This window comes from Pseudomonas sp. A-RE-22, from assembly GCF_019956035.1.
Classification (GTDB): domain Bacteria; phylum Pseudomonadota; class Gammaproteobacteria; order Pseudomonadales; family Pseudomonadaceae; genus Aquipseudomonas; species Aquipseudomonas brassicacearum.
Genome location: NZ_JAHBCZ010000063.1, coordinates 1 through 22,845, shown reverse-complemented (window position 1 = coordinate 22,845; position 22,845 = coordinate 1). Strand labels below are relative to the sequence as shown.

Annotated in this window: 18 protein-coding genes, 1 tRNA gene, 1 rRNA gene and 1 pseudogene; 11 read left to right on the top strand and 10 right to left on the bottom strand. The window is 61.1% G+C overall.

Annotated elements, in window-relative coordinates:
• Positions 1 to 9: 9 nt before the first annotated feature.
• The 4 genes from rrf (at position 10) to KGA89_RS25405 (ending at position 3,839) form a co-directional block, all read left to right on the top strand.
• Positions 10 to 125, top strand: a 5S ribosomal RNA gene (rrf, locus tag KGA89_RS25420).
• Positions 126 to 273: 148 nt separating this feature from the next.
• A complete protein-coding gene (locus KGA89_RS25415; RefSeq protein ID WP_072344579.1) occupies positions 274 to 933 on the top strand; it encodes a paraquat-inducible protein A in 660 nt (219 codons plus the stop codon).
• Entirely contained in the window at positions 920 to 1,543 is a 624-nt protein-coding gene (locus tag KGA89_RS25410; protein ID WP_013694217.1) for a paraquat-inducible protein A, read from the top strand. Before KGA89_RS25415 ends, KGA89_RS25410 begins: the two co-directional genes overlap by 14 nt.
• A complete protein-coding gene (locus tag KGA89_RS25405; RefSeq protein ID WP_003205594.1) occupies positions 1,536 to 3,839 on the top strand; it encodes a PqiB family protein in 2,304 nt (767 codons plus the stop codon). Before KGA89_RS25410 ends, KGA89_RS25405 begins: the two co-directional genes overlap by 8 nt.
• A 214-nt stretch (positions 3,840 to 4,053) precedes the next feature.
• Here the strand turns inward: KGA89_RS25405 and mksF are convergent, their stop codons facing one another.
• Genes mksF through mksB form a run of 3 tightly spaced genes read right to left on the bottom strand, consistent with a single transcriptional unit; the run spans position 4,054 to position 8,862 of the window.
• Entirely contained in the window at positions 4,054 to 6,894 is a 2,841-nt protein-coding gene (gene mksF, locus KGA89_RS25400; protein WP_003205592.1) for an Mks condensin complex protein MksF, read from the bottom strand.
• Positions 6,891 to 7,592: an Mks condensin complex protein MksE gene (gene mksE, locus KGA89_RS25395; RefSeq protein ID WP_003205590.1), complete on the bottom strand. Its 702-nt coding sequence runs from the start codon at positions 7,590 to 7,592 to the stop codon at positions 6,891 to 6,893. Before mksE ends, mksF begins: the two co-directional genes overlap by 4 nt.
• Complete coding sequence (gene mksB, locus KGA89_RS25390; protein ID WP_013694216.1) at positions 7,582 to 8,862, bottom strand: Mks condensin complex protein MksB; 1,281 nt, start codon at positions 8,860 to 8,862, stop codon at positions 7,582 to 7,584. Before mksB ends, mksE begins: the two co-directional genes overlap by 11 nt.
• 181 nt (positions 8,863 to 9,043) lie before the next feature.
• Here mksB and KGA89_RS25385 point away from each other — a divergent pair, with 181 nt between their 5' ends.
• Together KGA89_RS25385 and rimI are read left to right on the top strand one after the other, a co-directional pair.
• A complete protein-coding gene (locus KGA89_RS25385) occupies positions 9,044 to 9,823 on the top strand; it encodes a hypothetical protein (protein ID WP_013694215.1) in 780 nt (259 codons plus the stop codon).
• Positions 9,816 to 10,268, top strand: coding sequence for a ribosomal protein S18-alanine N-acetyltransferase (gene rimI / locus KGA89_RS25380; RefSeq protein WP_003205585.1), 453 nt, complete (start codon positions 9,816 to 9,818; stop codon positions 10,266 to 10,268). The genes KGA89_RS25385 and rimI overlap by 8 nt, the downstream gene beginning before the upstream one ends.
• Positions 10,269 to 10,456: 188 nt before the next feature.
• Here the strand turns inward: rimI and KGA89_RS25375 are convergent, their stop codons facing one another.
• Entirely contained in the window at positions 10,457 to 10,861 is a 405-nt protein-coding gene (locus KGA89_RS25375) for a hypothetical protein (protein WP_003205583.1), read from the bottom strand.
• On the opposite strand from KGA89_RS25375, the gene KGA89_RS30540 reads away from it, so the two are divergent.
• Positions 10,860 to 10,988: a hypothetical protein gene (locus tag KGA89_RS30540; RefSeq protein ID WP_256365268.1), complete on the top strand. Its 129-nt coding sequence runs from the start codon at positions 10,860 to 10,862 to the stop codon at positions 10,986 to 10,988. The two genes, KGA89_RS25375 and KGA89_RS30540, sit on opposite strands and share 2 nt — an antisense overlap.
• 5 nt (positions 10,989 to 10,993) lie before the next feature.
• On the top strand, positions 10,994 to 11,638 hold the full coding sequence (gene can, locus KGA89_RS25370) for a carbonate dehydratase (RefSeq protein ID WP_003205581.1): 645 nt from the start codon (positions 10,994 to 10,996) through the stop codon (positions 11,636 to 11,638).
• A 10-nt stretch (positions 11,639 to 11,648) separates the two neighbouring features.
• On the opposite strand, the gene KGA89_RS25365 is transcribed toward can, so the two are convergent.
• The 3 genes from KGA89_RS25365 to KGA89_RS25355 form a co-directional block, all read right to left on the bottom strand.
• A complete protein-coding gene (locus KGA89_RS25365; protein WP_223472797.1) occupies positions 11,649 to 12,176 on the bottom strand; it encodes a lysine methyltransferase in 528 nt (175 codons plus the stop codon).
• Between the two features lie 179 nt (positions 12,177 to 12,355).
• Positions 12,356 to 13,516 (bottom strand): hypothetical protein, encoded by a 1,161-nt coding sequence (locus KGA89_RS25360; RefSeq protein ID WP_223472796.1) that lies wholly within the window; start codon positions 13,514 to 13,516, stop codon positions 12,356 to 12,358.
• Positions 13,517 to 13,628: 112 nt separating this feature from the next.
• A complete protein-coding gene (locus tag KGA89_RS25355; protein ID WP_223472799.1) occupies positions 13,629 to 15,047 on the bottom strand; it encodes a short-chain fatty acid transporter in 1,419 nt (472 codons plus the stop codon).
• A gap of 169 nt (positions 15,048 to 15,216) precedes the next feature.
• Between KGA89_RS25355 and KGA89_RS30905 the strand changes: the two are divergent.
• Positions 15,217 to 16,038 (top strand): annotated as a pseudogene (locus KGA89_RS30905) (PAS domain-containing protein); the annotation flags it as partial.
• 108 nt (positions 16,039 to 16,146) lie between these two features.
• Entirely contained in the window at positions 16,147 to 16,578 is a 432-nt protein-coding gene (locus KGA89_RS30900; RefSeq protein WP_370873836.1) for a methyl-accepting chemotaxis protein, read from the top strand.
• A 171-nt stretch (positions 16,579 to 16,749) separates the two neighbouring features.
• On the opposite strand, the gene ggt is transcribed toward KGA89_RS30900, so the two are convergent.
• The 3 genes from ggt to KGA89_RS25330 all read right to left on the bottom strand — a co-directional run bounded on the left by ggt (position 16,750) and on the right by KGA89_RS25330 (position 21,006).
• Entirely contained in the window at positions 16,750 to 18,606 is a 1,857-nt protein-coding gene (gene ggt, locus KGA89_RS25340; protein ID WP_223472795.1) for a gamma-glutamyltransferase, read from the bottom strand.
• A gap of 162 nt (positions 18,607 to 18,768) precedes the next feature.
• Positions 18,769 to 18,845, bottom strand: a tRNA-Met gene (locus KGA89_RS25335).
• A 103-nt stretch (positions 18,846 to 18,948) separates the two neighbouring features.
• A complete protein-coding gene (locus KGA89_RS25330; protein WP_223472794.1) occupies positions 18,949 to 21,006 on the bottom strand; it encodes a methyl-accepting chemotaxis protein in 2,058 nt (685 codons plus the stop codon).
• Between the two features lie 332 nt (positions 21,007 to 21,338).
• Between KGA89_RS25330 and KGA89_RS25325 the strand changes: the two genes are divergently transcribed.
• Positions 21,339 to 22,556, top strand: coding sequence for an MFS transporter (locus KGA89_RS25325; protein ID WP_003205547.1), 1,218 nt, complete (start codon positions 21,339 to 21,341; stop codon positions 22,554 to 22,556).
• Positions 22,557 to 22,845: the final 289 nt, after the last annotated feature.

The window sequence follows — 22,845 nt, the reverse complement described above, 5'->3', positions numbered from 1 at the left end:
CCCGAATTTCTTGACGACCATAGAGCATTGGAACCACCTGATCCCATCCCGAACTCAGCAGTGAAACGATGCATCGCCGATGGTAGTGTGGGGTTTCCCCATGTGAGAGTAGGTCATCGTCAAGATTAAATTCCGAAACCCCTATCTGCTGATGCAGGTAGGGGTTTTGTTTTTGCGCCCAGGAAAGTCTGCGAAAGCTCGTGATAAATTTGCACAGTTATTTCCGAGCCGGAGCACTAGAATAGCCCCACCTTAGCTGAGCCAGAGCTGTTTATGCCCGATCCGTCAGACATTGATAGGTTGTCAGATCTGCCCCTGAGCGATCTGGTGGCGTGTCATGAGTGCGACCTGTTGATGCGCAAGCCTCAGCTGGCCCATGGTGAAAAAGCCGAGTGCCCCCGTTGTGGCTATGAGCTCTATGCTCACCGGCACAATGTAGTTGAACGCAGCCTTGCCTTGGTTATCGCGGCCCTGCTGTTATATGTGCCGGCCAACTTCTTACCCATCATGGAACTCAATCTGCTCGGGCAGTCCTCCCAGGACACCGTTTGGAGTGGGGTGGTCGGCCTGTTTGATACCGGTATGCAAGGCATCGCGGCAGTGGTGTTCCTGTGCAGCATGGGCATTCCACTACTCAAGTTGCTTTGTCAGTTGGTGGTGCTGTTGTCCATTCGCTTGGACTTTGGCCGTAGTTACGGTTTGTTGCTGTATCGCATTTATCACCATCTACGAGACTGGGGGATGCTTGAGGTCTACCTCATGGGGGTGCTGGTGGCCATCGTCAAGTTGGCAGACATGGCGGCCATCACCGTAGGCCTTGGCCTGGTGTGCTTCATCAGTTTGTTGCTGGTCCAGGTCTGGCTGGAGGTGGTGATGTCACCCCATCAGATCTGGCAGGCGTTATCAGGAGAAGATGCCCATGCGGGCGATTGATGCAGGGATTCTGATCTGTACGGAGTGCCACGAGTTGAATCGGCAGGATGCTGAGGCCGATAACCAAACCTGTACTCGCTGCGGCGCGCTGGTTCACCCCCGTCGCCCGAACAGCTTGATGCGGACCTGGGCATTGTTGATCACGGCCGCGATTCTTTATATTCCGGCCAACATGTTGCCGATCATGACTATCAACTCGCTGGGCCAGGGCGCCCCGAGTACCATCATGGCCGGCGTCATCGAGCTGGTTCAACACGGCATGATTCCTATTGCTGCCGTGGTGTTCATCGCCAGCATCGTTGTACCCACTTTCAAACTGGTGGGCATCGCCTTGTTGTTGTTTTCCGTTCAGCGGCATCAGCCTATGTCGGCGCAGCAACGCATCCTTATGTACCGTTTCATCGAGTTCATTGGTCGCTGGTCGATGCTGGATATTTTCGTGATCGCCATTTTGGTGGCCGTGGTGAATTTCGGACGGCTCGCCAGTGTCGAAGCCGGTCTCGGCGCGATCGCTTTTGCCAGCGTAGTGATTTTGACAATGATTGCCGCAGTAACCTTCGATCCCCGACTGATTTGGGATAACACGGAGTCGGATGACGACCATGACTGATTTGCCTACCGCTAAAACTCGACCGGCTTCGAACTGGTCGGCCATCTGGGTCCTGCCGTTGATTGCCTTGATCATCGGCGGCTGGCTCGGCTGGCGGGCTTATAACGAGACCGGAATCGAGATCAATGTGCGCTTTGAGAGCGGAGAAGGCATCCAGGTCAACAAAACCGAAGTCGTCTACAAAGGGATGACGGTCGGCAAAGTGACGGCTCTTACCCTCGATGACGAAGGCAGCTCCAAGGGGGTGGTCGCGACCATCGAGATGAACAAGGACGTCGAGCAGTACCTCAAGACCGGAACACGTTTCTGGCTGGTCAAGCCGAGCGTGAGTCTGGCCGGGATCACTGGCCTGGAAACCCTGGTCTCGGGTAACTATGTGGCTATCAGCCCAGGTGAAGGGGAGTCGGCCCGTAAATTCAAGGCCCTGGCCGAAGAGCCGCCGCTGTCGGATGCCAAGCCGGGGTTGCACTTGACCCTCAAGGCTGATCGGTTGGGTTCGCTGAACCGTGGCAGCCCGGTGTTCTACAAACAGATTCAGGTCGGTCAGGTGAAGAGCTACCTGCTGTCGGAGGATCAGAGCAAGGTCGAGATCAAAATCTTCATCGAGCCGACCTATGCCAGCCTGGTGCGCAAACACACGCGTTTCTGGAATGCCAGTGGCATCAGCATCGATGCCAACCTCTCGGGCGTCAAAGTGCGCAGCGAGTCCCTGGCCAGCATCGTGGCCGGAGGGATTGCCTTCGCCACGCCGGAAAGCCGCAAGGACAGCCCGCCGACGGACCCAAGCCTGCCGTTCCGTCTTTACGAAGACTTTGACGCCGCTGCGGCGGGCATTCGAGTGAAGGTCAAGCTCAGCGATTTCGAAGGGTTGCAGGCCGGTCGTACGCCGGTCATGTACAAAGGTATCCAGGTCGGCAGCCTGAAGAACCTCAAGGTTGATCCGGACTTGGCCAGCGCCACGGCTGAATTGACCCTGGACCCCTTGGCCGAAGATTACCTGGTAACCGGCACGCAGTTCTGGGTCGTCAAGCCATCGATCTCGCTGGCGGGTATCACCGGCCTGGAAGCGTTGGTCAAGGGCAACTACATTGCCGTGCGACCGGGTGACAAGGGCGGCGCGCCGCAACGGGAGTTCGAAGCCCGGGCAAAAGCTCCACCACTGGACTTGCGTTCCCCGGGGCTGCACCTGGTCCTGCTGACCGAAAACCTCGGATCGCTGGAGGTCGGCAGTCCGATCCTCTACAAGCAGGTCAAGGTCGGGTCGGTGCAGAGCTATCAGTTCTCCCGCAAGAAGAAGCAGCTGATCATTGGTGTGCACATCGAGAAGGAGTACGAAGGGCTGGTCAACGGCTCGACACGTTTCTGGAACGCCAGTGGTATCACGCTTACGGGAGGTTTGACGGGCGGGATCCAGGTCAAGAGCGAGTCCCTGCAAAGCCTGATGGCTGGTGGGATTGCCTTCGAAACTCCGGAACCGAATGTGCCGCTGAAAAGACGTATTCCCCGTTTCCGCCTGTTCGCCGATCACGAAGCTGCACAACAGCGAGGCACTGAGGTCACGATCAAGGTCGATCGCGCCGATGGTTTGCGCAGTGGTACGCCGATCCGGTTCAAAGGGTTGGATGTGGGCAAGATCGAGGATGTTGATCTCAGCGCCGATATGCAATCGGTGCTGCTCACGGCGCGTATCACCGAAGTGCCGGAGCGCATCGCCCGGGTCGGGTCCCAGTTCTGGGTGGTCAAGCCGGAGTTGGGGTTGATGAAGACCTCCAACCTGGAAACGCTGGTAACCGGCCAATACATTGAAGTGCAGCCTTCGGCGAAAAACCTCGGGCCGCAGAAAAGCTTCGTGGCCCTGGCCAATCCACCGGAAAGCGCTGTGCCCGAAGCAGGACTGAGCCTGGTGCTGAGCGCGGCCCGCCGTGGTTCGTTGAAGATCGGCGTACCGGTGACCTACCGCGAGATTACGGTGGGCAAGGTCACCGGTTATGAACTGGGCCAGACCGCGGACCGGGTGCTGATCCATATCCTGATCGAGCCCAAGTATGCGCCGCTGGTGCGCAGCGGCACGCGTTTCTGGAATAGCAGTGGTTTCGGTCTGGACTTCGGTCTGTTCAAGGGCGCGACGGTGCGCACCGAGTCGCTTGAAACGCTTATCCAGGGCGGCATTGCGTTCGCAACGCCGGATGGCGAACGAATGGGCAATCCGGCTCGACCGGAGCAGACTTTCCCACTGTTCGATAAGTTTGAAGATGAATGGCTGACTTGGGCGCCGAAGATCAGTCTCGGTAAGTGATTGGAGTGGCGTTAGTCTGTTCTGACGCCATCGCGAGCAGGCTCGCTCCCACAATGGATGAATGTCGTACTTGATTGCCATGAACGACGCCAAACCTGTGGGAGCGAGCTTGCTCGCGATGAGGCCATCAGTTGCACTGACGACTCAAAACCAGCGCAATAAAAAAGGCCGCGATCCAATGGATCGCGGCCTTTTTCATGCCCGGTAATTCACCTCACACCGGATCCAGCTCCGGCTCGTCGGCCTGGACATTCACCGTGGCCTTCACCGCATCGTGACGGCGGATGTACTTCCAGTCCGCTTCGTCGATGTAGATGCCGTTCGGGCCGCTGCCACCTTCCAGGTCAATGGCGACACTGGCGCAGACTTGCGGCTTCACACTGGCCAGGATCGGCACGAAGCCCAGTTGCAGGCTGGTCTCCAGCAGGGCGGCCTGGTTTTTCTCGTCGATGTCCGCGGCTTCGTCCAGGTAGTACGGCAAACGCACGCGGCCGGCCTGTTCGCGGTCCATCAGGTGCAGCAACAAGTACATGTTGGTCAGCGCCTTGATGGTCATGGTGGTGCCGTTGGACGCCGCACCGTCGATGTCGGTGTGGATCACTGGCTGGCCGTTGACCTTGGTGATCTCGAACGCCAGTTCGAACAGGTCCTTGAGGCCGAGCTGGTTGTGGTTCGCCGCCACCAGCCGCGCCAGGTATTCCTTGGCTTCTTCGTTCTTGTTGTCCTGCTCGGCGCTCTGGCTGAGGTCGAACACCGACAGCGTCTCGCCTTCCTCGTACTGGCCGGCACTGTGGATGATCTGGTCGATGTGCTTGAGCGCTTCCTTGTTCGGCGCCAGGACGATCCGGAAGCTCTGCAGGTTGGACACCTGGCGCTTGTTGATCTCGCGGTTGAACAGCGCCAGTTGGTGTTCGAGGCTGTCGTAGTCGCTGCGGATGTTGCGCAGGGTCCGGGCGATGTCGGTCACGGCCGCACGGCGCGCCTTGCCCAGGGTCAGGGCCTCGTCGGTGCGGTGGGCATAGGCGTTGATCAGCAGTTGCAGGCGTCGCTCCATGTCGTCTTCGCTGTCGAACTTGGCCACGCCCTTGAGGCGCACCTGGGCATACAGCGCTTCGATCTGGCCGTCGACCCGCAGCAGCCCTTGCCAGCTGTCCTGGTAGTCATTGAGCAGCGGCAGCAGGTTGTCCATGGAATCGTCGACCGGGTCCATGAATGGCGTGCCGAACGGCAGGTCCGCCGGCAGCAATTGACGACGGCGCAGGGCATCGTCGAGGGTGCGTTGCTTGGCTTCCATGTCGGCGATCTGCCGGCCCACCAACTGCAACTTGGCGGACAGCTGCTGGACACGCTCGGTGAAGGCATCGCTGGAGCGCTTGAGTTCGTCCTGGGCGGCTTCCATCTGCGCCAGTTGCTCGAGCTTCTCGCCTTCTTCGGCACTCAGGGTCTGGCTGCGGCGGAAGTCTTCCAGGGCTTTCTGCGCATCGAGGACCTGCTGGTACAGCGCTTCGGTCTGGGTCTTGCTCGCGGCGCGGTCGGCGGCCACGGCTTGCTGGGTCTTGAGCTGCTTGAGTTCTTTTTCCAGGCGTTCTTTCTGGTCGCGCAGCGCGGCGCGGTCGGCCAGGGCTTGCAGGGCAGGCGGTTCGATGTGGGACAGGTCGATAGACAGGCCCGGCACTTCGAAACGCTCACCTTTGAAGCCGTCGAGGATCAGCTCCATGGATTTGACCCACTCGCCATTCTCGTCCAGCGCGATGCCGTGTTCGCCCAGCGGCAGGCTGAACAGGGCGCTGTTGAACAGGCGCATCAGGCGTTCGACGTCCTGCTGCGAGAACTCTTCCCGCAGGCGGGCATAGCTGTTGTTGTCGGCGTGATCGAGTTGCTGCTTGACCGACTTCAGGCGTTTTTCCAGGTCCCGCAGGCGCTCCTCCAGGTCCTCGGCGCTGAACTGCCGGGACTGGGCCAGGGCGCCGGCCAGTTCGTCGTGGGCGTCCTTGGCTGCGAGCAGTTGCTGCTCCAGGACCTTGACGTCATCCACCAGGGCAAAGCGATGCTTGAGCACCGACAGTTCGCCGAGCCAACGCTGGATGCCGCTGATTTCCCGCTCCAGGCGCATCAGTTCCTGAGTGCCGCCGCGCTGGTCGTTCTGCAGCGAATCCTGTTCGTTGCGGTAGTGTTCGGCCTGGATGGTCAGCTCTTCCTTGCGCGCACTGGCGTAGTCCGACCAGGTGCCGAGCAATGAGTCGAGCAATGGCGACAGGCGATGCAATTTGCCGCGCAGGATATCGCGCTGCTTCACGCCATTGGCCAGGGCTTCCACCAGCGGACCGGCCGCCACCAGGGAGTTGTAGTCCTGCTCCATGCGGCGTACGTCGCGGAAGGCTTCTTCGCACGCGGCGATGTAGTCCACGCTACCGGAACGCAGGCTGTGCTCGAACGCGTCGAGGAACAGTTGCTTGAGTTTGGCTGCGGTGATTTCGCGCATGTGCAGCAGGTTGATGAACAGCGCGCGGAAGGTCTTGAGGCTTTGCTCGCTGGTGGAGCGCAGCGGGATCAGCGTCAGGTCCAGCGGGATCGAGGTGTGGCCACCCACCAGCAGGCGTCGCAGTTCATCCGGCTTGAGTTCGTAGGCTTTCAGGCCTTCGCGCTCCAGGTTGGTGAACAGCTCTTTCTGACGCAGGCAGGTGTCATTTTTCTGATAGTGGGCCAAGTCCAGTTTGCCGGCGTAGGCAAAGAACTGGTGACCGAAACCGCCGCCAGGGCCGCGACCGACCACGCCAATCACGTGTGGGCCGTGGGGCAGGGCGACTTCCACCAGGATGTAGCTGGTGTCCGAGGCAAAGTAGAAACGCCGGGATTGTTCCAGGCTGTACTTGCCGAAGCTCATGTCCGACATGCGCGCCAGGATCGGGAACTGCAAGGCGTTGATCGAGGCGGATTTACCGAGGTTGTTCGCGCCATAGACCGACAGCGGTTCTTCCAGCGGGAACAGACCGAGGCTGTAGCCGGCGGTGTTCAAAAGGGCAAAGCGGCGGATGCCGTAGCGTTCCTTGCTCATGCGTCGGTCTCCTGTTCTTCGGCAATGGCGCGGGCCAGTGCGTCTTCTTCGCTCTCACCTTCAAATTCGCTGAGGTCCAGCGGATCATCGGTCTGCAGCAGTTTTTCGTCGCTGTCTTCGTCGATCAGCACGGGCACCGGCAACGGCAGCACGCTGTGCAGGCTGGCGGCCAGGTCGCGGTCCTGCTGGACCGACAGGCACACGTCGAGGAAGCGATGCATCGGCGGCAGGAAGCGGTACACGCCGTTTTCTTCGCTGGCAAAACCCAGTTGGGTCATGCGTCGCATGATTTTCTCTTCCAGTTCTTCCTGGGTCTGTACTTCGGCCTGGATGAACAGGTCGCGGTACTTTTCCAGCAGCGACGGCAGCTCATCGCGGCCCAGGCTGCCGCCGTCGAGCACGGCAATCGGGTCGCGGCCCTGGTCGGCCAGATGCTCGACCAGGATGAAGGTGAACAGGGCCAGGCGCTGGGCGGTCTTGTTCACCGCCGCGGCGGCCAGGTCCGGCACGAAGTAATAGAAGCCACGGGTATCGCACACCAGTTCGAAGCCCAGGGCCTTGAACAGCGTGCGGTATTGGTCCTGGAAGTTCGACAGTTGTGCGTACAGCTCCGGGTCGCGGCGGCTGACGTGGTAGCCCTTGAACAGCTCGCGGAAGATCGGCGCCAGCTGTGACAGTTCGGATAGATCAAGATGCATGGGGGATGCTCGCAGAATCCTCGGCGGCGGTGTCGCCGGCCGAGAGCAGGGCGAAGGAGCGCAGGCTGACCTGATGCTCGTGAGTGTGATAGTCGCGGCGTTCCAGACGCTCGCGCTTGAAACGTTTTTCCCGCGACAGGCGCGAGAACCAGTACAGCAATTCGTCGGTGGCGCCGTCCGGTTCCTGTTCCAGCAGCCAGCTCATCAGGTCCGGCATCGGCAGGGCGTCTTCGCAACGCTCGACCATCTCGCGCACGGTGCGTGGCGCACGCGGTGCCTCGCCGCCCTTGTGGGTCTTGTGGGACTTGGGGAAGCGCGCCGGTTTCGGTTCGAAACGGGCCAGCGCATAGACATAGGCTTCGACCTGGCTGGCGCTGCCCAGGAACGTGCTTTGCGGCCGGGTAAACATCGGCATGGCGGCCTGCGGCACGGCATCGATGCCTTTGCGACGAATGGCCGCCAGGGCCAAAGCCGCGCCACGGGTCACTGCGTTGTGCCGGCGAGCCTCTTCGCGCAGTGGCAGGAGCAGTTCACGGGCATGCCGCAGGGTCAACTGGGCGCTGGTCTGCATCTCGAGAATGCGCGCGTGGGTGCGCAGCAGCATGTCGTCGTCCACCAGGTGACCGAGGCGCTGCTGTTCGGTGAGCATGCGCAACAGCACGTTCTCGACCTTGCGCACGCCTTGCTCGAAGGCGCCGTCGGCGTTCACCAGTTGGATCATCGGCTCGACGTATTCGTCCCAGGTCGCCAGCACTTCGGCATAGCGTTGGCGCAGCGGGATCTGCCGGTCGCTGGTCTTGGCCCGTTCGGCGACGGCCACCAGGGCCTGTTCGTCGTTGGCGAGTTTCTTGAGCACGTCGCGCACGCGCATGTCCAGCAGGCGCAGTTGGCGGGCCAGGTCGTTACCGTCGCGAATGTCGAAGGCGTCCTGGATGTAGCCGGCCAGGCGCTCGAGGTGGCGCAGGTAGGCTTCGATCTCCAGGCACAGGCCCAGGCGGTGTTCGCGGCGCAGGTAGGCGAGGAAGTCATGGATCTGGGCGTTGAGCTCGAAGCGGTTCGGGCTTTTCGCCACCGGTACGAGGATGTCCAGGCGGATCCACACATCCAGCAGGCTTGTGATGTCCTGAGGCGTGCTGTCCAGTTGTTGGGCGGCCAGCTGTGAACGCAATTCGTTGAGGCTCAGGGTGCCCTGGTCGAAGTGCTCGCACAAAGGTTCCAGCAATGCCCAGTGTTCAGCGAGGGCGCGCAAGACGCGCTTGGGTTCGATCATCGCAATGGCCGTCGGGTTGGCAATTAAAAGCGGCGATTGTACTGCATCGGGCCGGTTGCGATTCACCCCTTGGACGGACTGTCGTTTGCTATCGATCAACTATTGGCTCAACAGGGAAGCGATCCGCCTCGAAGGGCGGTAGAATCCCCCCCACTTTCAGTTATCCACAAGTGGCCGACCCTTGCTTATCGAGTCCCGTCGCCGCGCCTATCTGACCGCCATGCAGGTGGTCAACTGGCTGCCGCGTACCGAATTGCCGTTCGCCGCCCCCTCGCGGCCCGAGCTGCTGGAAACGCCCGAGCCCGAGTACATCGCGCCGGTCGTGACCGCGCCTGAGGCCAAGACGGTTGCCGAGCCGGTGGCGCCCGTGGTCGAACGGCCAAAAATCGAAGTGCCGCGTCCGAGCCTGGCCTCGACCCGTACCAATGCCAAGCCGGTGGAAGAAGTTGTCGAGGCGCCGCCCAAGGCGCCCTACGTCGCGCCGCCGCGTTTCGCCCTGCAACTGCTGCGGGCCGGGCGTTGCCTGCTGTTGGTGGAGTTGCCTACGGGTGAGCCGTTTCAAAGCCGCGATCCAGCCTACTTGCTGCTCAAGGACATGCTGCGCGCCGCCGGTCTGCCGGATAGCCCGCAGATCATTGGCGAACCGGTGCGCTGGCCGCTGTTGTCGCGCGGCACCATGGACCAGGGGCCCGAAGCGGCGCGGGATTTTGTCCAGGGGTTCGTTTCGGCGCGCCTCGAAGACGAGCCCTGCGTGTGCCTGTGGCTGATCGGCCTGCCGGCGGTGAAGTTTGCCGGCGAGGCGGATGCCGAAGCGTTCAATCGTGAATTGCAGGTCGAAGGCCTGGGCTCGGCCTGGGCGTTGCCCGGGTTGGAACTGTTAATGGAAACGCCACAGCGCAAGGCTGATGTCTGGCAAGCCATGCGCCGGCTGATGGCGCGCTGGAAAGAATCGAATGAGTGACGCTGTATCGTTCCGCCCGATGACCGAGGCGGACCTCGACGCTGTACTGAAAATCGAATACGCCGCCTACAGCCACCCCTGGACCCGGGGGATATTTCTCGACGGTCTGGGCAAATACCAGATCTGGCTGATGTTCGAAGGCCAGCAGCAAGTGGGCCATGGTGTGGTGCAGATCATCCTGGATGAGGCGCACCTGCTCAATATCACCGTCAAACCGGAAAACCAGGGCCGAGGCCTGGGTTTGCGCCTGTTGGAACATTTGATGTCGATTGCCTACAAGGCCGAGGCCCGGGAGTGTTTCCTGGAAGTGCGCGACAGCAACCGCACGGCGTTCCGGCTGTATGAGCGCTATGGCTTCAATGAAATTGGCCGGCGCCGGGATTACTACCCGGCGGTGGGTGGGCGTGAGGATGCGGTGGTCATGGCTTGTACCTTGGTGGACTGAACTGCCACGCCCCCCTGTGGGAGCGAGCCTGCTCGCGAAGACGGCGGTACATCCAACATTGATGCAAACTGAGCCACGGCTATCGCGAGCAAGCTCGCTCCCACAGGGGCTTGGCGGTGTACATTAAATCCGAGGCCAAACACAAAACCACTGTGGGAGCGAGCTTGCTCGCGATGGCGATTGTCGGGTCAGCGCTTGCCATCCAGCGGATCGATATCCGCCATTTCCGCTTCGTCCAGCCCATCGCCCCCGCCAATATCATTTTCATCCACCACGCTCAGGTCCCAGTCTGCCTGTTCGTCGTCCCCGGTCTCGTGGGCGTCCCGGGCGCCGTCTTCGTGGATGAGGGTTTCCGGGCTCATGTCGTCGTCGGTCGATTCGTGATCATCCGTCGAAGCCCCGGTCATCCCGGCTTCACGGACGCGTTCGCGAGGCATCAGGTGTTCGCGTTCGTTTTCCGGCAGTTCGTCACCGATTTTCGCGCTGGGTTCTTCTTCGTCGAACTCCAGTTCATGCATCGAGCCCATGCGATCCTCATTGTCGTCAATGGGTTCCGGTTGCGTCGCATCGAAGGGGCGTCGTGAATCATTCATGGCAATTCCTCATACTGTGGGCCTTACTGGTGTCGACCGGCAGCGCATCCAGGAATTCCAATGCATCGCCGACGTGACCTCGACCGGCGGTCGTTTGTCACAGTTGCGCACTCTCAATCGAGGCTAGACAGCATGAACGAATTACAAGATCTGATTGATAACAACGCGCGTTGGGCCGATGCGATCAAGCAGGAAGATCCTGACTTCTTCTCCAAGCTGGCTCGTCAGCAAACCCCGGAATACCTGTGGATCGGCTGTTCCGATGCGCGGGTGCCGGCCAACGAGATCGTCGGCATGCTGCCGGGCGATCTGTTCGTACACCGCAACGTGGCCAACGTAGTGCTGCACACGGATCTCAACTGCCTGTCGGTGATCCAGTACGCGGTGGACGTGCTCAAGGTCAAACACATCCTGGTCACTGGCCATTACGGCTGTGGCGGTGTGCGTGCCTCGATGCAGGACCGGCAACTGGGCCTGATCGACGGTTGGCTGCGCTCGATTCGCGACCTGTACTACGAACATCGCGAGGCGTTGGGCCAATTGCCGACCGAGGAGGAACGTGTCGACCGGCTGTGCGAGCTGAACGTGATCCAGCAGGTGGCCAACGTCGGCCATACCAGCATAGTGCAGAACGCCTGGCATCGCGGGCAGAAACTGTCGATCCATGGCTGCATCTACGGCATCAAGGATGGACGCTGGAAGAGCCTGGACACCACGATCAGCGGTTTCGAACAGTTGCCGCCACAGTATCGGCTGCGTCCGGTCGACGCGCCTTGAGTCCGGTTCGTCAGTCGCGGTGACATTGTCGGCGCCAGTGCCGTAGAAACTTCATTCCCTGCTCATTGGGCGGTTCGTCATAGCCGGTAATCCAGCCATGACAGTTGGGTGAACCGCACCGGCAGGCGAACTGTCGATACAGTTTCTGTTCGGTACTGGCGTAGTCCATCGTCAGGCAGTCACCTTCATCGATGTGGGCCAGTGACCACAGCCACAGTTCGCTCATGTCGAGGAAGACATTCGGGTTGCAGGAATGCAGCAGCAATCCGGCGAAGCGCGGGTCATACATGTGGACGTCCGGCAGGATCTGCAGCGTGTGCAGGCGCCGTCGGCTCACCAGCAGCCCCGAAACCCTGCACATCCTCTCCATGGGGGCGAATGATTTGCGGGCGATGATGGCGTTTCCCCGGCCGTCGGTCGTGCGACGCACTTCGAAGTCGTGCACCGAGGGGTAGCCCAGGCGGGTACTGAGTGGTTTTTCCGGGTAGATGCAATCCCGGTACTGTGAGCAGGCGCGATCTGTAATGAACGTGGTCATGACAGTCCTTGTCGGTGCTAAACACTCGACTTTCTGGCGCTGGCGATCCTGCCGGCGGTCGTTTAAAAAACCTTGATAGCTTCGCCCAAGTCGGGGGCGTCATCTACTGTCGACTCTGACAGGTGCCAAAGGCGCTTCCCCGCGTCAGCGCCAGCCTACGCGGGAAGGCGCCTCTAGGTTTAGACCGCCTCGGCAGGCAGCGGCATGGGCACCTTCAGTTGTGGAAGTTGCGACTTGATCGCCGGTGTCTCGCATTTTTTCGCTGCGTCTTCCTCGCTCAACTTCCGAACCGAGGTGTAGAACAACTCGCAGGTTTTCTCCTTCTGCGTGACCTGCCAGGTCTGCGTGCACTGGTTCAGCAGGGTGTTCGGGTCGGTGCCCGGCTTGCTGCCCATGCCGGCCTGCCAGCATGCAGCGCTCAGGTCCTGGCCCATGACTTTCAGGCCAGCGGCATCGGCCTTGGCTTCGTCGCCCTCGTAGTTGTCCTTGTCGGCGGCGTACCAGATGTAGCTCGGATGGTTGGAGCCCAGGACCGGAACCTTGACCCCGCTGCCGGTTGTGATAGTCGCCAAGCTGAGCACATTCACGGTCTGGCCGTACTGGGTCTTGATCCAGTTCCGAACGGGCGCTCCGAAGGCCACCATCGGCAATGCGGCGCCGCTGGCGGTTTGGGTGACCTGTGTGACCATGGTGGTTTGGTAATCGTTGAAGTAGCTGTAGAGCCCTTCCAATGTGCTGCCAGCATTGGACGGTGCCGCGATGGGCGCGATGTCGATAATGGTCTGGTAGGCCGGCGTCTGTTCAACCGCAATGCCGTTGACGGTCAGCAGCGTGGCCCAACGGTCGGTGGTGGCCGACTCCAGGTAGTCCTGGGCCTGGGTCAGGGAGTAGTCCGGCGGGAAGTGCAGCAACTCGACACTCTTGCGGTTTTCCAGGGCCATGCCCAGCGGCAGGAACAGATACCAGTTGTAGGACCATTTCTTGTCGCTGTTGAGTTTCGAGGCACCGTTGTACGCCAGGTCACCGGCGTCGAGCAGGGCCTTGAGTGGTTGGCCGTAGCTCTTCGGTACGCCGCTGATGCTGGCATAGACCTTGTCGTTATCGATTTTGACGTGGACCTTGGCCGTGCCGTAGCCGTCGCGCTGCACGCTTTGAGTCAGGTAGTGCTCGACGGTCTGTTCCAGGGTCCAGTCGCGAAAGCAGATGACGTTGCAGTTATTGGGGAAGGCAAAGAGACGGGTGACGCGTTCGGTGCTACCCAGTTGTACGTCAATGTCGGTGGCGTGGGCGGCGGCACTGAAGGCCAGGGCGGCAAAAGAAAGTACGGCGAGTTTGGACATGCTCAGATCCTTTTCAGCGTGTGGGCCCCTCGAAACAGGGCGCATCCATACTGAAACAGACCGGGCCGAAGAAGAAGTGGGCCGATGGAAATATCGGCCCTTTTTTATGGCTTTATGGCATCACTGGCGGCAAATAACTCAATGTTGTCCCCAGCGCCCATAGCAGCGCCAGCACCAACGGCGTATGCACCAGCAGCTGCACGAAGGAAAAACCGATCAGGTCCCTGGCCTTCAGCCCCAGGACCCCGAGCAACGGCAGCATGTAGAACGGGTTGATAAGGTTCGGCAGCGCTTCGGCGGCGTTATAGATTTGCACCGCCCAGCCCAGGTGATAGTTCAGGTCGTTGGCCACCTGCATGACGTAGGGCGCTTCAATGATCCACTTGCCGCCGCCAGAAGGAATGAAGAAGCCCAGTACCGCCGAATAGACGCCCATCAACAAGGCGTAGGTGTCATGGGAGGCGATTTGTACGAAAAAGGTCGAGATGTGGTGGGCCAGGGTCTGGGCTTCGCTGCCTTTGACCGTGGTCAGCAGCGCGGCGATCGAGCCGTACAACGGAAACTGGATCAACACGCCGGTGGTGGTCGGCACCGCGCGAGCCACGGCGTCGAGAAAGCTGCGCGGCCGCCAGTGCAGCAAGGCGCCCAGCATGATGAACAGGAAGTTATAAGTGTTGAGCCCGGAAATGGCACTGATCGCAGGCTTGGTCGAGAACTCGTGGAACAGCCAGCCGGCCGCCAACAGCACCAGGGCGATGATCAGCAGCGGACTGTGCTCCAGCCATTCTCCTGGGCGGGTACGCGGCTGCAACGCCGGCATGCTGAAACTGGGGTCGATACCACAAGCGGCGGCGTCACGGGCGCTGTTCGGCCCGGGGGCGGTGGCGTAGGCGACAATCAGGGAAATCACGATCAGCGCCAGCAACATGACCCCGGACTGCCAGAGAAAAATGGTCTGGGTAAAGGGAATGACGCCGGTAATGGACAGGATCGAGGGCGGCAGGCTGGCCGGGTTGGCCTGCAATTGCGCTGCCGACGAAGACAAGCCCAGGGCCCACACTGCGCCCAGGCCCAGGTAAGCAGCGGCCCCGGCGGCGCGATAGTCCATTTTCAAGTCGGTGCGCCGGGCAAGGGCGCGCACCAGCAAACCGCCAAACACCAACGACAGGCCCCAGTTGAGCAACGACGCGACCATGGAGATCAGCGCCACCCACGCCACAGCGGAGCGGCCGTTGGTCGGAATCCGTGCCAGGCGGTCAATCAATTTGACGGCCGGTGGCGAGCTGGCGACCACGTATCCGCCGATCACCACGAAGGCCATTTGCATGGTGAACGGGATCAGGCTCCAGAAGCCGTCGCCGAACGCCATGGCTGCCGCCGTGGGCGTGGCGCCGATGAATTGTGTCGCCACGGCGACCACCAGCACCGCCAGCGCGGCGAAGACCCAGGAGTCGGGGAACCAGCGCTCGGCGAAACTGGAACAGCGCAAGGCGAAGCGGGCGGAACGGCTGTCTTCGATGTCGGTGGTCACGGCAATTACCTCGTTTTTATGGTTATGGGTATTGATGGCAAAGGCTTCAAAGGTCAGGCGCAACAGTAGAACAATCCAGTGACCATGGGAGGCTTATCGGGTTCGAGGGCGTCCTGGAATATTTTCACCAGGGGCTCGTGGTGCTCTTTAGAAAAAAATCGCCGGGCCGATGGCTAGGGAACAGCATTTAATTCTCCTGCTGTCGGAGCTGCCCATGTTCAACAACCGCCTGAAGCAGGAGCTGCTGGCTCTTCGCCAAGAACTGTCCAGCCTTGCGCAAGTCAAGGAAAGCCTGGATCGCGAAATGCTTGGCCTCACCCTGGATGCCGATGGACGGATTCAATCGGTCAATCAGAATTTCCTCGACGAGATGCGCTACAAGAGCCAGGACTTGATCGGCCGGCCAGTGGATGAACTGGTCCCTGCGTATTTGAAATCCAATGAGTTCCAGGTTCGCTTCAAGTCGGCGCTGACCCGTGGCGAGCACTTTTCCGGTGCCGTGCGCCTGCTGCGAGGCAATGGCCAGGAAGCCTGGCTGCGTTCGATCCTCCAGCCTGTACGGGGTGCAGACGGGCGGATCCGCTATTTTTCGATGTATTCCAATGACCTGACCCGCACCATCGAGGCCTCTCGCGAGCATGAAAACCTCATCGGTGCGTTGGTGCGTTCAACGGCGGTGATCGAATTCGATTTGGGTGGTCACGTACTGACGGCCAATGATCGTTTCCTCAACGCCATGGGCTACAGCCTTGCGCAGATCAAGGGCAAGCATCACCGCACGTTTTGCGAGCCCGAGGAATACAACAGCGCGGCCTACCAGCAGTTCTGGAAACGCCTGAACAGCGGTGAGTTCGTGGCCGGTCGCTTCAAGCGTATCGACAGCAACGGTCGTGAGGTCTGGCTGGAAGCCTCCTACAACCCGGTGGTCGATGCCAACGATCGACTGTACAAAGTGGTCAAGTTCGCCACCAATATCACCGACCAGGTCAACCAGGAAAAAGCCGTCGCTGATGCGGCCAGCATCGCCTACAGCACCTCGCTGCAGACCGACAACACCGCCCAGCGCGGCACGACGGTGGTGACCCAGGCCGTGGAGGTGATGCGCGACCTGGCCCGGCACATGCAAACCGCTGGTGAAGGCATCGAGGCGTTGAACGAGCAATCCCTGGTGATTGGTACCATCGTCAAGACCATCAGCGGCATCGCCGAACAAACCAACCTGCTGGCGCTCAACGCCGCGATCGAAGCGGCCCGGGCCGGCGAGCAAGGTCGCGGTTTTGCGGTGGTGGCCGATGAAGTGCGACAACTGGCATCGCGCACCAGCCAGGCGACCGATGAAATCGTTGGCGTGGTCCGCCAGAACCAGGACATGGCCCGCAATGCCGTGGCCCTGATGACCGACGGTCAGCACCAGGCCGAGCACGGCCTGGCCCTGGCCGCCGAGGCGGGCACGGTGATCGTCGAGATCCAGGACGGGGCGAAGAAGGTGGTCGATGCGGTGAGCCAGTTTGCCAACCAGCTATCGACCTGAGGAAAACTGCTGAGCGAGCCGCCGTCATCGCGAGCAGGCTCGCTCCCACAGTTCTCCCTGAATAGCCTTGATATTGTGTTCGCCGCCACCTCCTGTGGGAGCGAGCTTGCTCGCGATGGCGGCCACACATTCAACATCCTTGCACGCTGACTCAACCTGATCGGCGAGCGCTCAATCCCCCAGCGCGGCACCTTCGCGCCGCGGGTCCGCGCCGCCGGCCAGCGACGTTTTCCCTTGTGCATCACGCACCCGGACGATCGCCTGGGTGCCGCTGTTCATGTCGATCTCGCTTACCGCATGGCCTTTGTCTTTCAGCGCCTGGATCAGCGTCGGGCTGAACTGCCCCTTTTCCAGTTCGGTGGGGCCGTTGCGGCTGCCGAAGTTGGGGAAGTTGATGGCGGTTTGCGGGTCCAGGTTCCAGTCGAGCAGGCCAATCACTGACTTGGCGACGTATTCGATAATTTGCGAGCCGCCCGGTGAACCAACAGCGGCCAGCAGCTCACCACTTTGACGATCGAAGATCAGCGTCGGCGCCATGGACGAGCGCGGGCGTTTGCCGGGTTCGACGCGGTTGGCGACTTTTTGCCCGTTTTCTTCAGGGATGAACGAGAAGTCAGTCATCTGGTTGTTGAGCATGAAACCCTGGACCATCAAGTGCGAGCCAAATGCCGATTCCACCGTGGTGGTCATGGACACTGCACCGCCCTGGTCATCCACCGCCACCACTTGCGAGGTGGAAATGCGCAGTGGCGAACGGTCCGGCGCATAGGCCACTTGAATGCCCGGCGGTGTCCCGGGCTTGGCGACGCCCATGCTGCGTGCGCCGATCAGGCCTGCGCGGCTGGCCAGATAGCCCGGGTCGACCAGGCCTTTGACCGGCACGGGAATAAAATCCGAGTCGGCGACGTACTGGGCGCGGTCAGCGTAGGCCAGGCGTTCCGCTTCAGCGATCAAGTGCGCCGCCTCGGGCGCGGGCTCGAGGCCGGCGGGTTTGTCGGTCTTGAGTGGTTTCAACGGCGCGAGGGCATTGTGGCTGTCGCGCTGTTCCAGGGCCTGCAATGTCCCCAGGATCTGCGCCAAGGCGATCCCGCCAGAAGAAGGGGGCGCCATGCCGCACACTTGCCAGCGCTTGTAGTCGGAGCACAACGGCGCGCGCTCTCGGGCGGCGTAGCTCTGGAGGTCATTGAGCGAAAGGCTGCCGGGATTGGCGTGACCTCGCACCTTGGCGACCATCTCCTCGGCCACCGGCCCTTTGTACAACGCATCCGGGCCTTCTTTGGCGATGCGCTTGAGCACGCCGGCCAAGGCTGGATTCTTCAGTGTCGTACCGACGGCTTTCGGGCTGCCATCGGCGTTCAGGAAGTAGGCGGCCATATCCGGCGAGCCCGGCAGGGACGGATCGGTCGCGATCAACGAATGCAGCCTGGGCGAGATTGCAAAACCCTGCTCTGCCAGCGCGATGGCCGGCTCGAACAGCGTCGCCCATTTCAGGCGTCCGTGTTTGCGGTGGGCCAGTTCCAGGGCGCGCAACACCCCCGGCGTACCTACGGAGCGGCCGCCGATTTGGGCGGCGGTAAACGGCATGGGTTTGCCGTCGGCTTGCAGGAAAAGTCTTTCGGTGGCGCCAGCCGGTGCCGTTTCGCGACCGTCGTAGGTGCGCACGGCCTTGCCATCCCACAGCACAATGAACGCGCCACCGCCGATACCTGAAGATTGTGGTTCCACCAGCGTCAGCACCGCTTGCATCGCAATCGCCGCGTCGATGGCCGAGCCGCCGCGTCGCAACATCTCCCGCCCGGCCTCGGCCGCCAACGGGTTGGCCGCGGCCGCCATGTGCTTGTCGGCGTAACGGGTCTGCACATCGGTGCGGTAGCCTGAGGTGATTTCCGGCGGCGCGGGCAATGCCGGTGTGGCGGAGGAGGAGGGCGGGGCCTTGCAGGCGCTAAGCGTTAGCGCGACAGCCAGCAACGAAACGGCTGAAAGACGATGAAGGTTTGGTTTCAGATCTATAAGCACGTGTCGCTCCATCCGTGGGCCAGGGGTATGGAGATCGACTGTAGCGATGCGAGGCGTGTGGCGCAAATCAACAAGGCCTCTCGCCACAGGGGGGCAACCAAATCCTGAGAGGACAGGCACTTTTCTCGAGGCATAAAAAAACGGCCTATCTTTCGATAGGCCGTTTTTAGTACTTGGTGGCTACACAGGGACTTGAACCCCGGACCCCAGCATTATGAATGCTATGCTCTAACCAACTGAGCTATGTAGCCAAGTGGCGCGCATTATTCGCCGGTAACGAAGATGTGTCAAGCGTAAATCTGAAATATTTCTCTGCGCTTTCAACCGCTTAACAATCCTCGCTGCAAATCGCTATCAACCGAGCTGAAATCTCCCTGTGTTGGCACTCAGGGCCCGGCTTCCCTGGCTCAGGGTATCCGCCGCCAGGTTCACGGCCCTTGCGCCTTCAAGCAAACGCATCGCTGCCTGGTCGACCTGCTGGATATTGCCGCTGACCTCGTCGGCGGTGCTGGCTTGCTCATCCACGGCGGTGGCGATTTGCGCCAGGGTGTCGGTGACGCTTTGCACCGCGCTGGCAATTTCTCCCAGCCGTTCGCCAAGGCCGGTGACTGCTTGGGCGTCGGTCTGGGCCTGGCCGCAGGCGGCTTCCATCAGGCTGACGGCTTCGTTGACCGTGGCGCGCAGGCTGTCGACGGTGGCGGCAATCTGTTGCGTGGAGGATTGGGTGCGTTGCGACAGGCTGCGCACCTCGTCGGCCACCACCGCGAAACCACGGCCCTGTTCCCCGGCGCGAGCGGCTTCGATGGCGGCATTGAGGGCCAAAAGATTGGTCTGCTCGGCCACGCCACGAATGGTATCGACCACCAGTTGGATCTGTTGCCCCTGTTCGCTGACCCGCCCCAGTGCGGCGGCGGTTTCGTTGAGGCGCTGGTTGAGCTGCTGGATGCTGGCCGTGGTGCGTTGGCTGTCGCGGCTGCTGTCGGTGGCGATGCGGCGGGTCTGCTGGGCGCTATCGGAGGCCTGTTCACAACTCTTCGCCACGCCCTGGGAGGTGGCGGCCAGTTGTGTTGCGGCGGCAGCGATCTGGCTGATCTGCATCTGCTGGGCTTCGACTTCGCCCAGGGCGCCGCTGGAGTGGGTATTGAGGGTGCGTACGGCGTCGCTCAACTGCAACGTTTCGTGGTCCACCCCCAGCAGGCTGTTGCGCAGCTGCACCACGGCGACGTTGAGGGCGGTGCTGATGGCCGCCAGTTCATCGCGTCCTTGCACTGGCACTTGCAAGCTGAGATTGCCGTCGCGCAGGGCTTCGGCCAGCAGGGTGATGCCGCTGGCGCTGCGCCGGATCGACGATTGCAGGCAAACAAAAAGATACAGCGCCGCCAGCAGCAGGCAGCCCAGTACCGTTGCTACCAGGGTGAACTGGCGAATCGCCGAACCGTGGTAGTGGTCCAGCCGCGTATCCAGTGCCACCAGTGACTGTTGCCGCAGGGTCGCCAGGTCGGCGAGGAGGGCGTCCATGTGTTTCTCGAAGTCTTCGGGCTTGAGATTGATGGAACCGCCGAACACGCCGTCATCCAACACTTTCAGGCCGGCATCCAAGTGCTTGAGGCTGCCCTGGTATTGTCCGGCCCAGGTTTGCAGATCGCTGGGCAGGCGGGTTTCCAGCAGCGCTCCGGTCTTGACCAACTGGTCCCGGGCGTCGCCGATACGGCTGCGCAGGTCCCGCAGTTGCAGGCGACTCTGCAACGTGAACTGGCCTGATACCACGGAAGCTTGTCCAACGCTGGCCAGGCGACCGACCCGTTCGATCAGGTCCGGCGTCTGCTGAGTGGAAATCTGCGTCAGCAAATACGTTTCCAGCCAGGAGGCGAGGGTCAGGCGGTTGTCCATGACCATCTGCTCGCGCAAGGCTTGCAGGGCGCTGAGGGCAGCGGTGAAGCGGTCGTAGCCATCCGGCCACCAGCCCACGCTGCCCAGGCTCTTCGAATCCAGGCCGTTGAGGCTGGTTTGCAGGGCTTGATAGCGGGCGAGGGTATCGGCCTCGGCCCCTTCGGTTTGCAGGGCGTTGCCCAGGTCACTGGCGGCCTGGGTAAGGGCCGGTTGCACTGCGTCATACGCCGCCATGGCGGCCAGCGTCGCGGGTGTCGGCTGCCGATTGGTTTCGGTGGCGCGCCAGCGGGCGGCGCGGTTGCGCTGGGCGGTGAGCAGGTTGTCCAGGTTATCCAGGGCCAGCAATTGGCGCACCCCGGCGCGTTCCCCGGAAATCAGGCTGAGTTTGTCGCGATAGTCCTGGCCGATGAGCCACAGGCTGCCCATGAGCGGCAGGATAAAAAGCAGGAACAGCAATTGGAATTTGCGGGCGAAGCCGAAATGCCCCAACAACCTGATTCCCGGTGATAGAAAAGCCTGCATGCCCATACTCCCCTGAACACCCTTGCACTATTTTTGTGCGTTTTCTACACAAGTGCTGAAACAGGTGCCCTTTTAAAAGGCCTCGAAAGTTTGTCCAAATCGGCTCGGTAGGCCAGCTCTGTAGCGAAACTTCCCATTCTCGGTCCCCTTTGTAAGGAGCCGCGTTGTAGGCCATTAACAAGGCAAGATTCAGACCATGGCGTAGGGCTATCACCTTGGATTTCGGCAATTTTTCGAGGTCGATAGCTAGCTAAGGGGATAGCCTTGCTGCACCGAAAAATGGCACATTGACGCACCTGCCCGTGTGCACCCTCTGTCGTATGGAAACTCCCATGGCTATCAGCAATACCCAGGCCGAGACCCCAGCCGTTGCCGCCACTGCGCAAAGCAGCCCGTTGGTCATGCGGATCATCGGTGCCGTGGCGCTGGCGCACCTGATCAATGACTTGATCCAGGCCGTGCTGCCCTCGATTTATCCAATGCTCAAGGATAGCTATGGCCTGACGTTCACGCAGGTTGGCTTGATCACGCTGACGTTCCAGTTGACCGCCTCTTTGTTGCAGCCTTGGGTCGGCTATCACACTGACCGGCACCCCAAGCCCTGGCTGCTGCCGGCTGGGACGGTGTGCACGCTGATCGGCATCGTGATGATGTCCATGGTCGGCAGTTTTGCCTTGATCCTGTTGGCGGCGGCGTTGATCGGGATAGGCTCGTCGACCTTTCATCCGGAAGCGTCGCGGGTGGCGCGATTGGCCTCGGGCGGCCGCTACGGGCTGGCGCAATCGACGTTCCAGGTGGGTGGTAACGCCGGCTCAGCCTTCGGCCCGCTGCTGGCGGCGGCGATCATCATTCCCTATGGGCAAGGCAATGTGGCCTGGTTCGGGTTGTTCGCCCTGTTTGCGCTGTTCGTGCTGTACCGCATCAGCCGTTGGTACGCCAACCACCTGAACCTGTTCAAACTCAAGCAAGGCCAGGCGGCCACGCATGGCCTATCCAAGGGACGGGTCTTGAGTGCGCTGGTGGTGCTGGGGCTGCTGGTGTTTTCCAAGTATTTCTACATGGCCAGTTTCACCAGCTATTTCACGTTCTATCTGATCGAGAAGTTCGACCTGTCGGTGGCCTCTTCGCAGTTGCACCTGTTCCTGTTTCTCGGGGCGGTGGCGGCGGGGACCTTCTTCGGTGGACCGATTGGCGACAGGATCGGGCGCAAGGCGGTGATCTGGTTCTCGATCCTCGGCGTGGCACCGTTCACCCTGATCCTGCCTCATGTCGACCTGTTGTGGACCAGCATCCTCAGCGTGGTCATCGGCTTCATCCTGGCCTCGGCGTTCTCGGCCATCGTGGTGTATGCCCAGGAACTGGTACCGGGCAATGTCGGGATGATCGCCGGTGTGTTCTTCGGGCTGATGTTCGGTTTCGGCGGGATTGGCGCCGCGCTGCTGGGGCACCTGGCGGACATCCGTGGCATCGAGTATGTGTACTGGTTGTGCTCGTTCCTGCCGTTGTTCGGGGTGTTGGCGATTTTCTTGCCTAGGACTCGAAAGGCTTGAGGCGAGAAGATCCATGTAGCTGAGCCGACGCCTTCGCGAGCAAGCCCGCTCCCACATGGGTTGGTGGGTGTTCTCGGCCATCTGCACACGACACAAAAACCTGTGGGAGCGAGCTTGCTCGCGAAGGCGTCGGCACATCCTGTATCAATGCAAACCGACCCAACGCCTTCGGAGCAAGCCCGCCGATCAACACGGCTTTTTCTTCGAGCGGAACTCCCGCTCCTCATGCCTGCGATTCACCCCTCAAGGACGGTAGATACTGGCCTGGATGGCGCCAGGGTATTGCTTG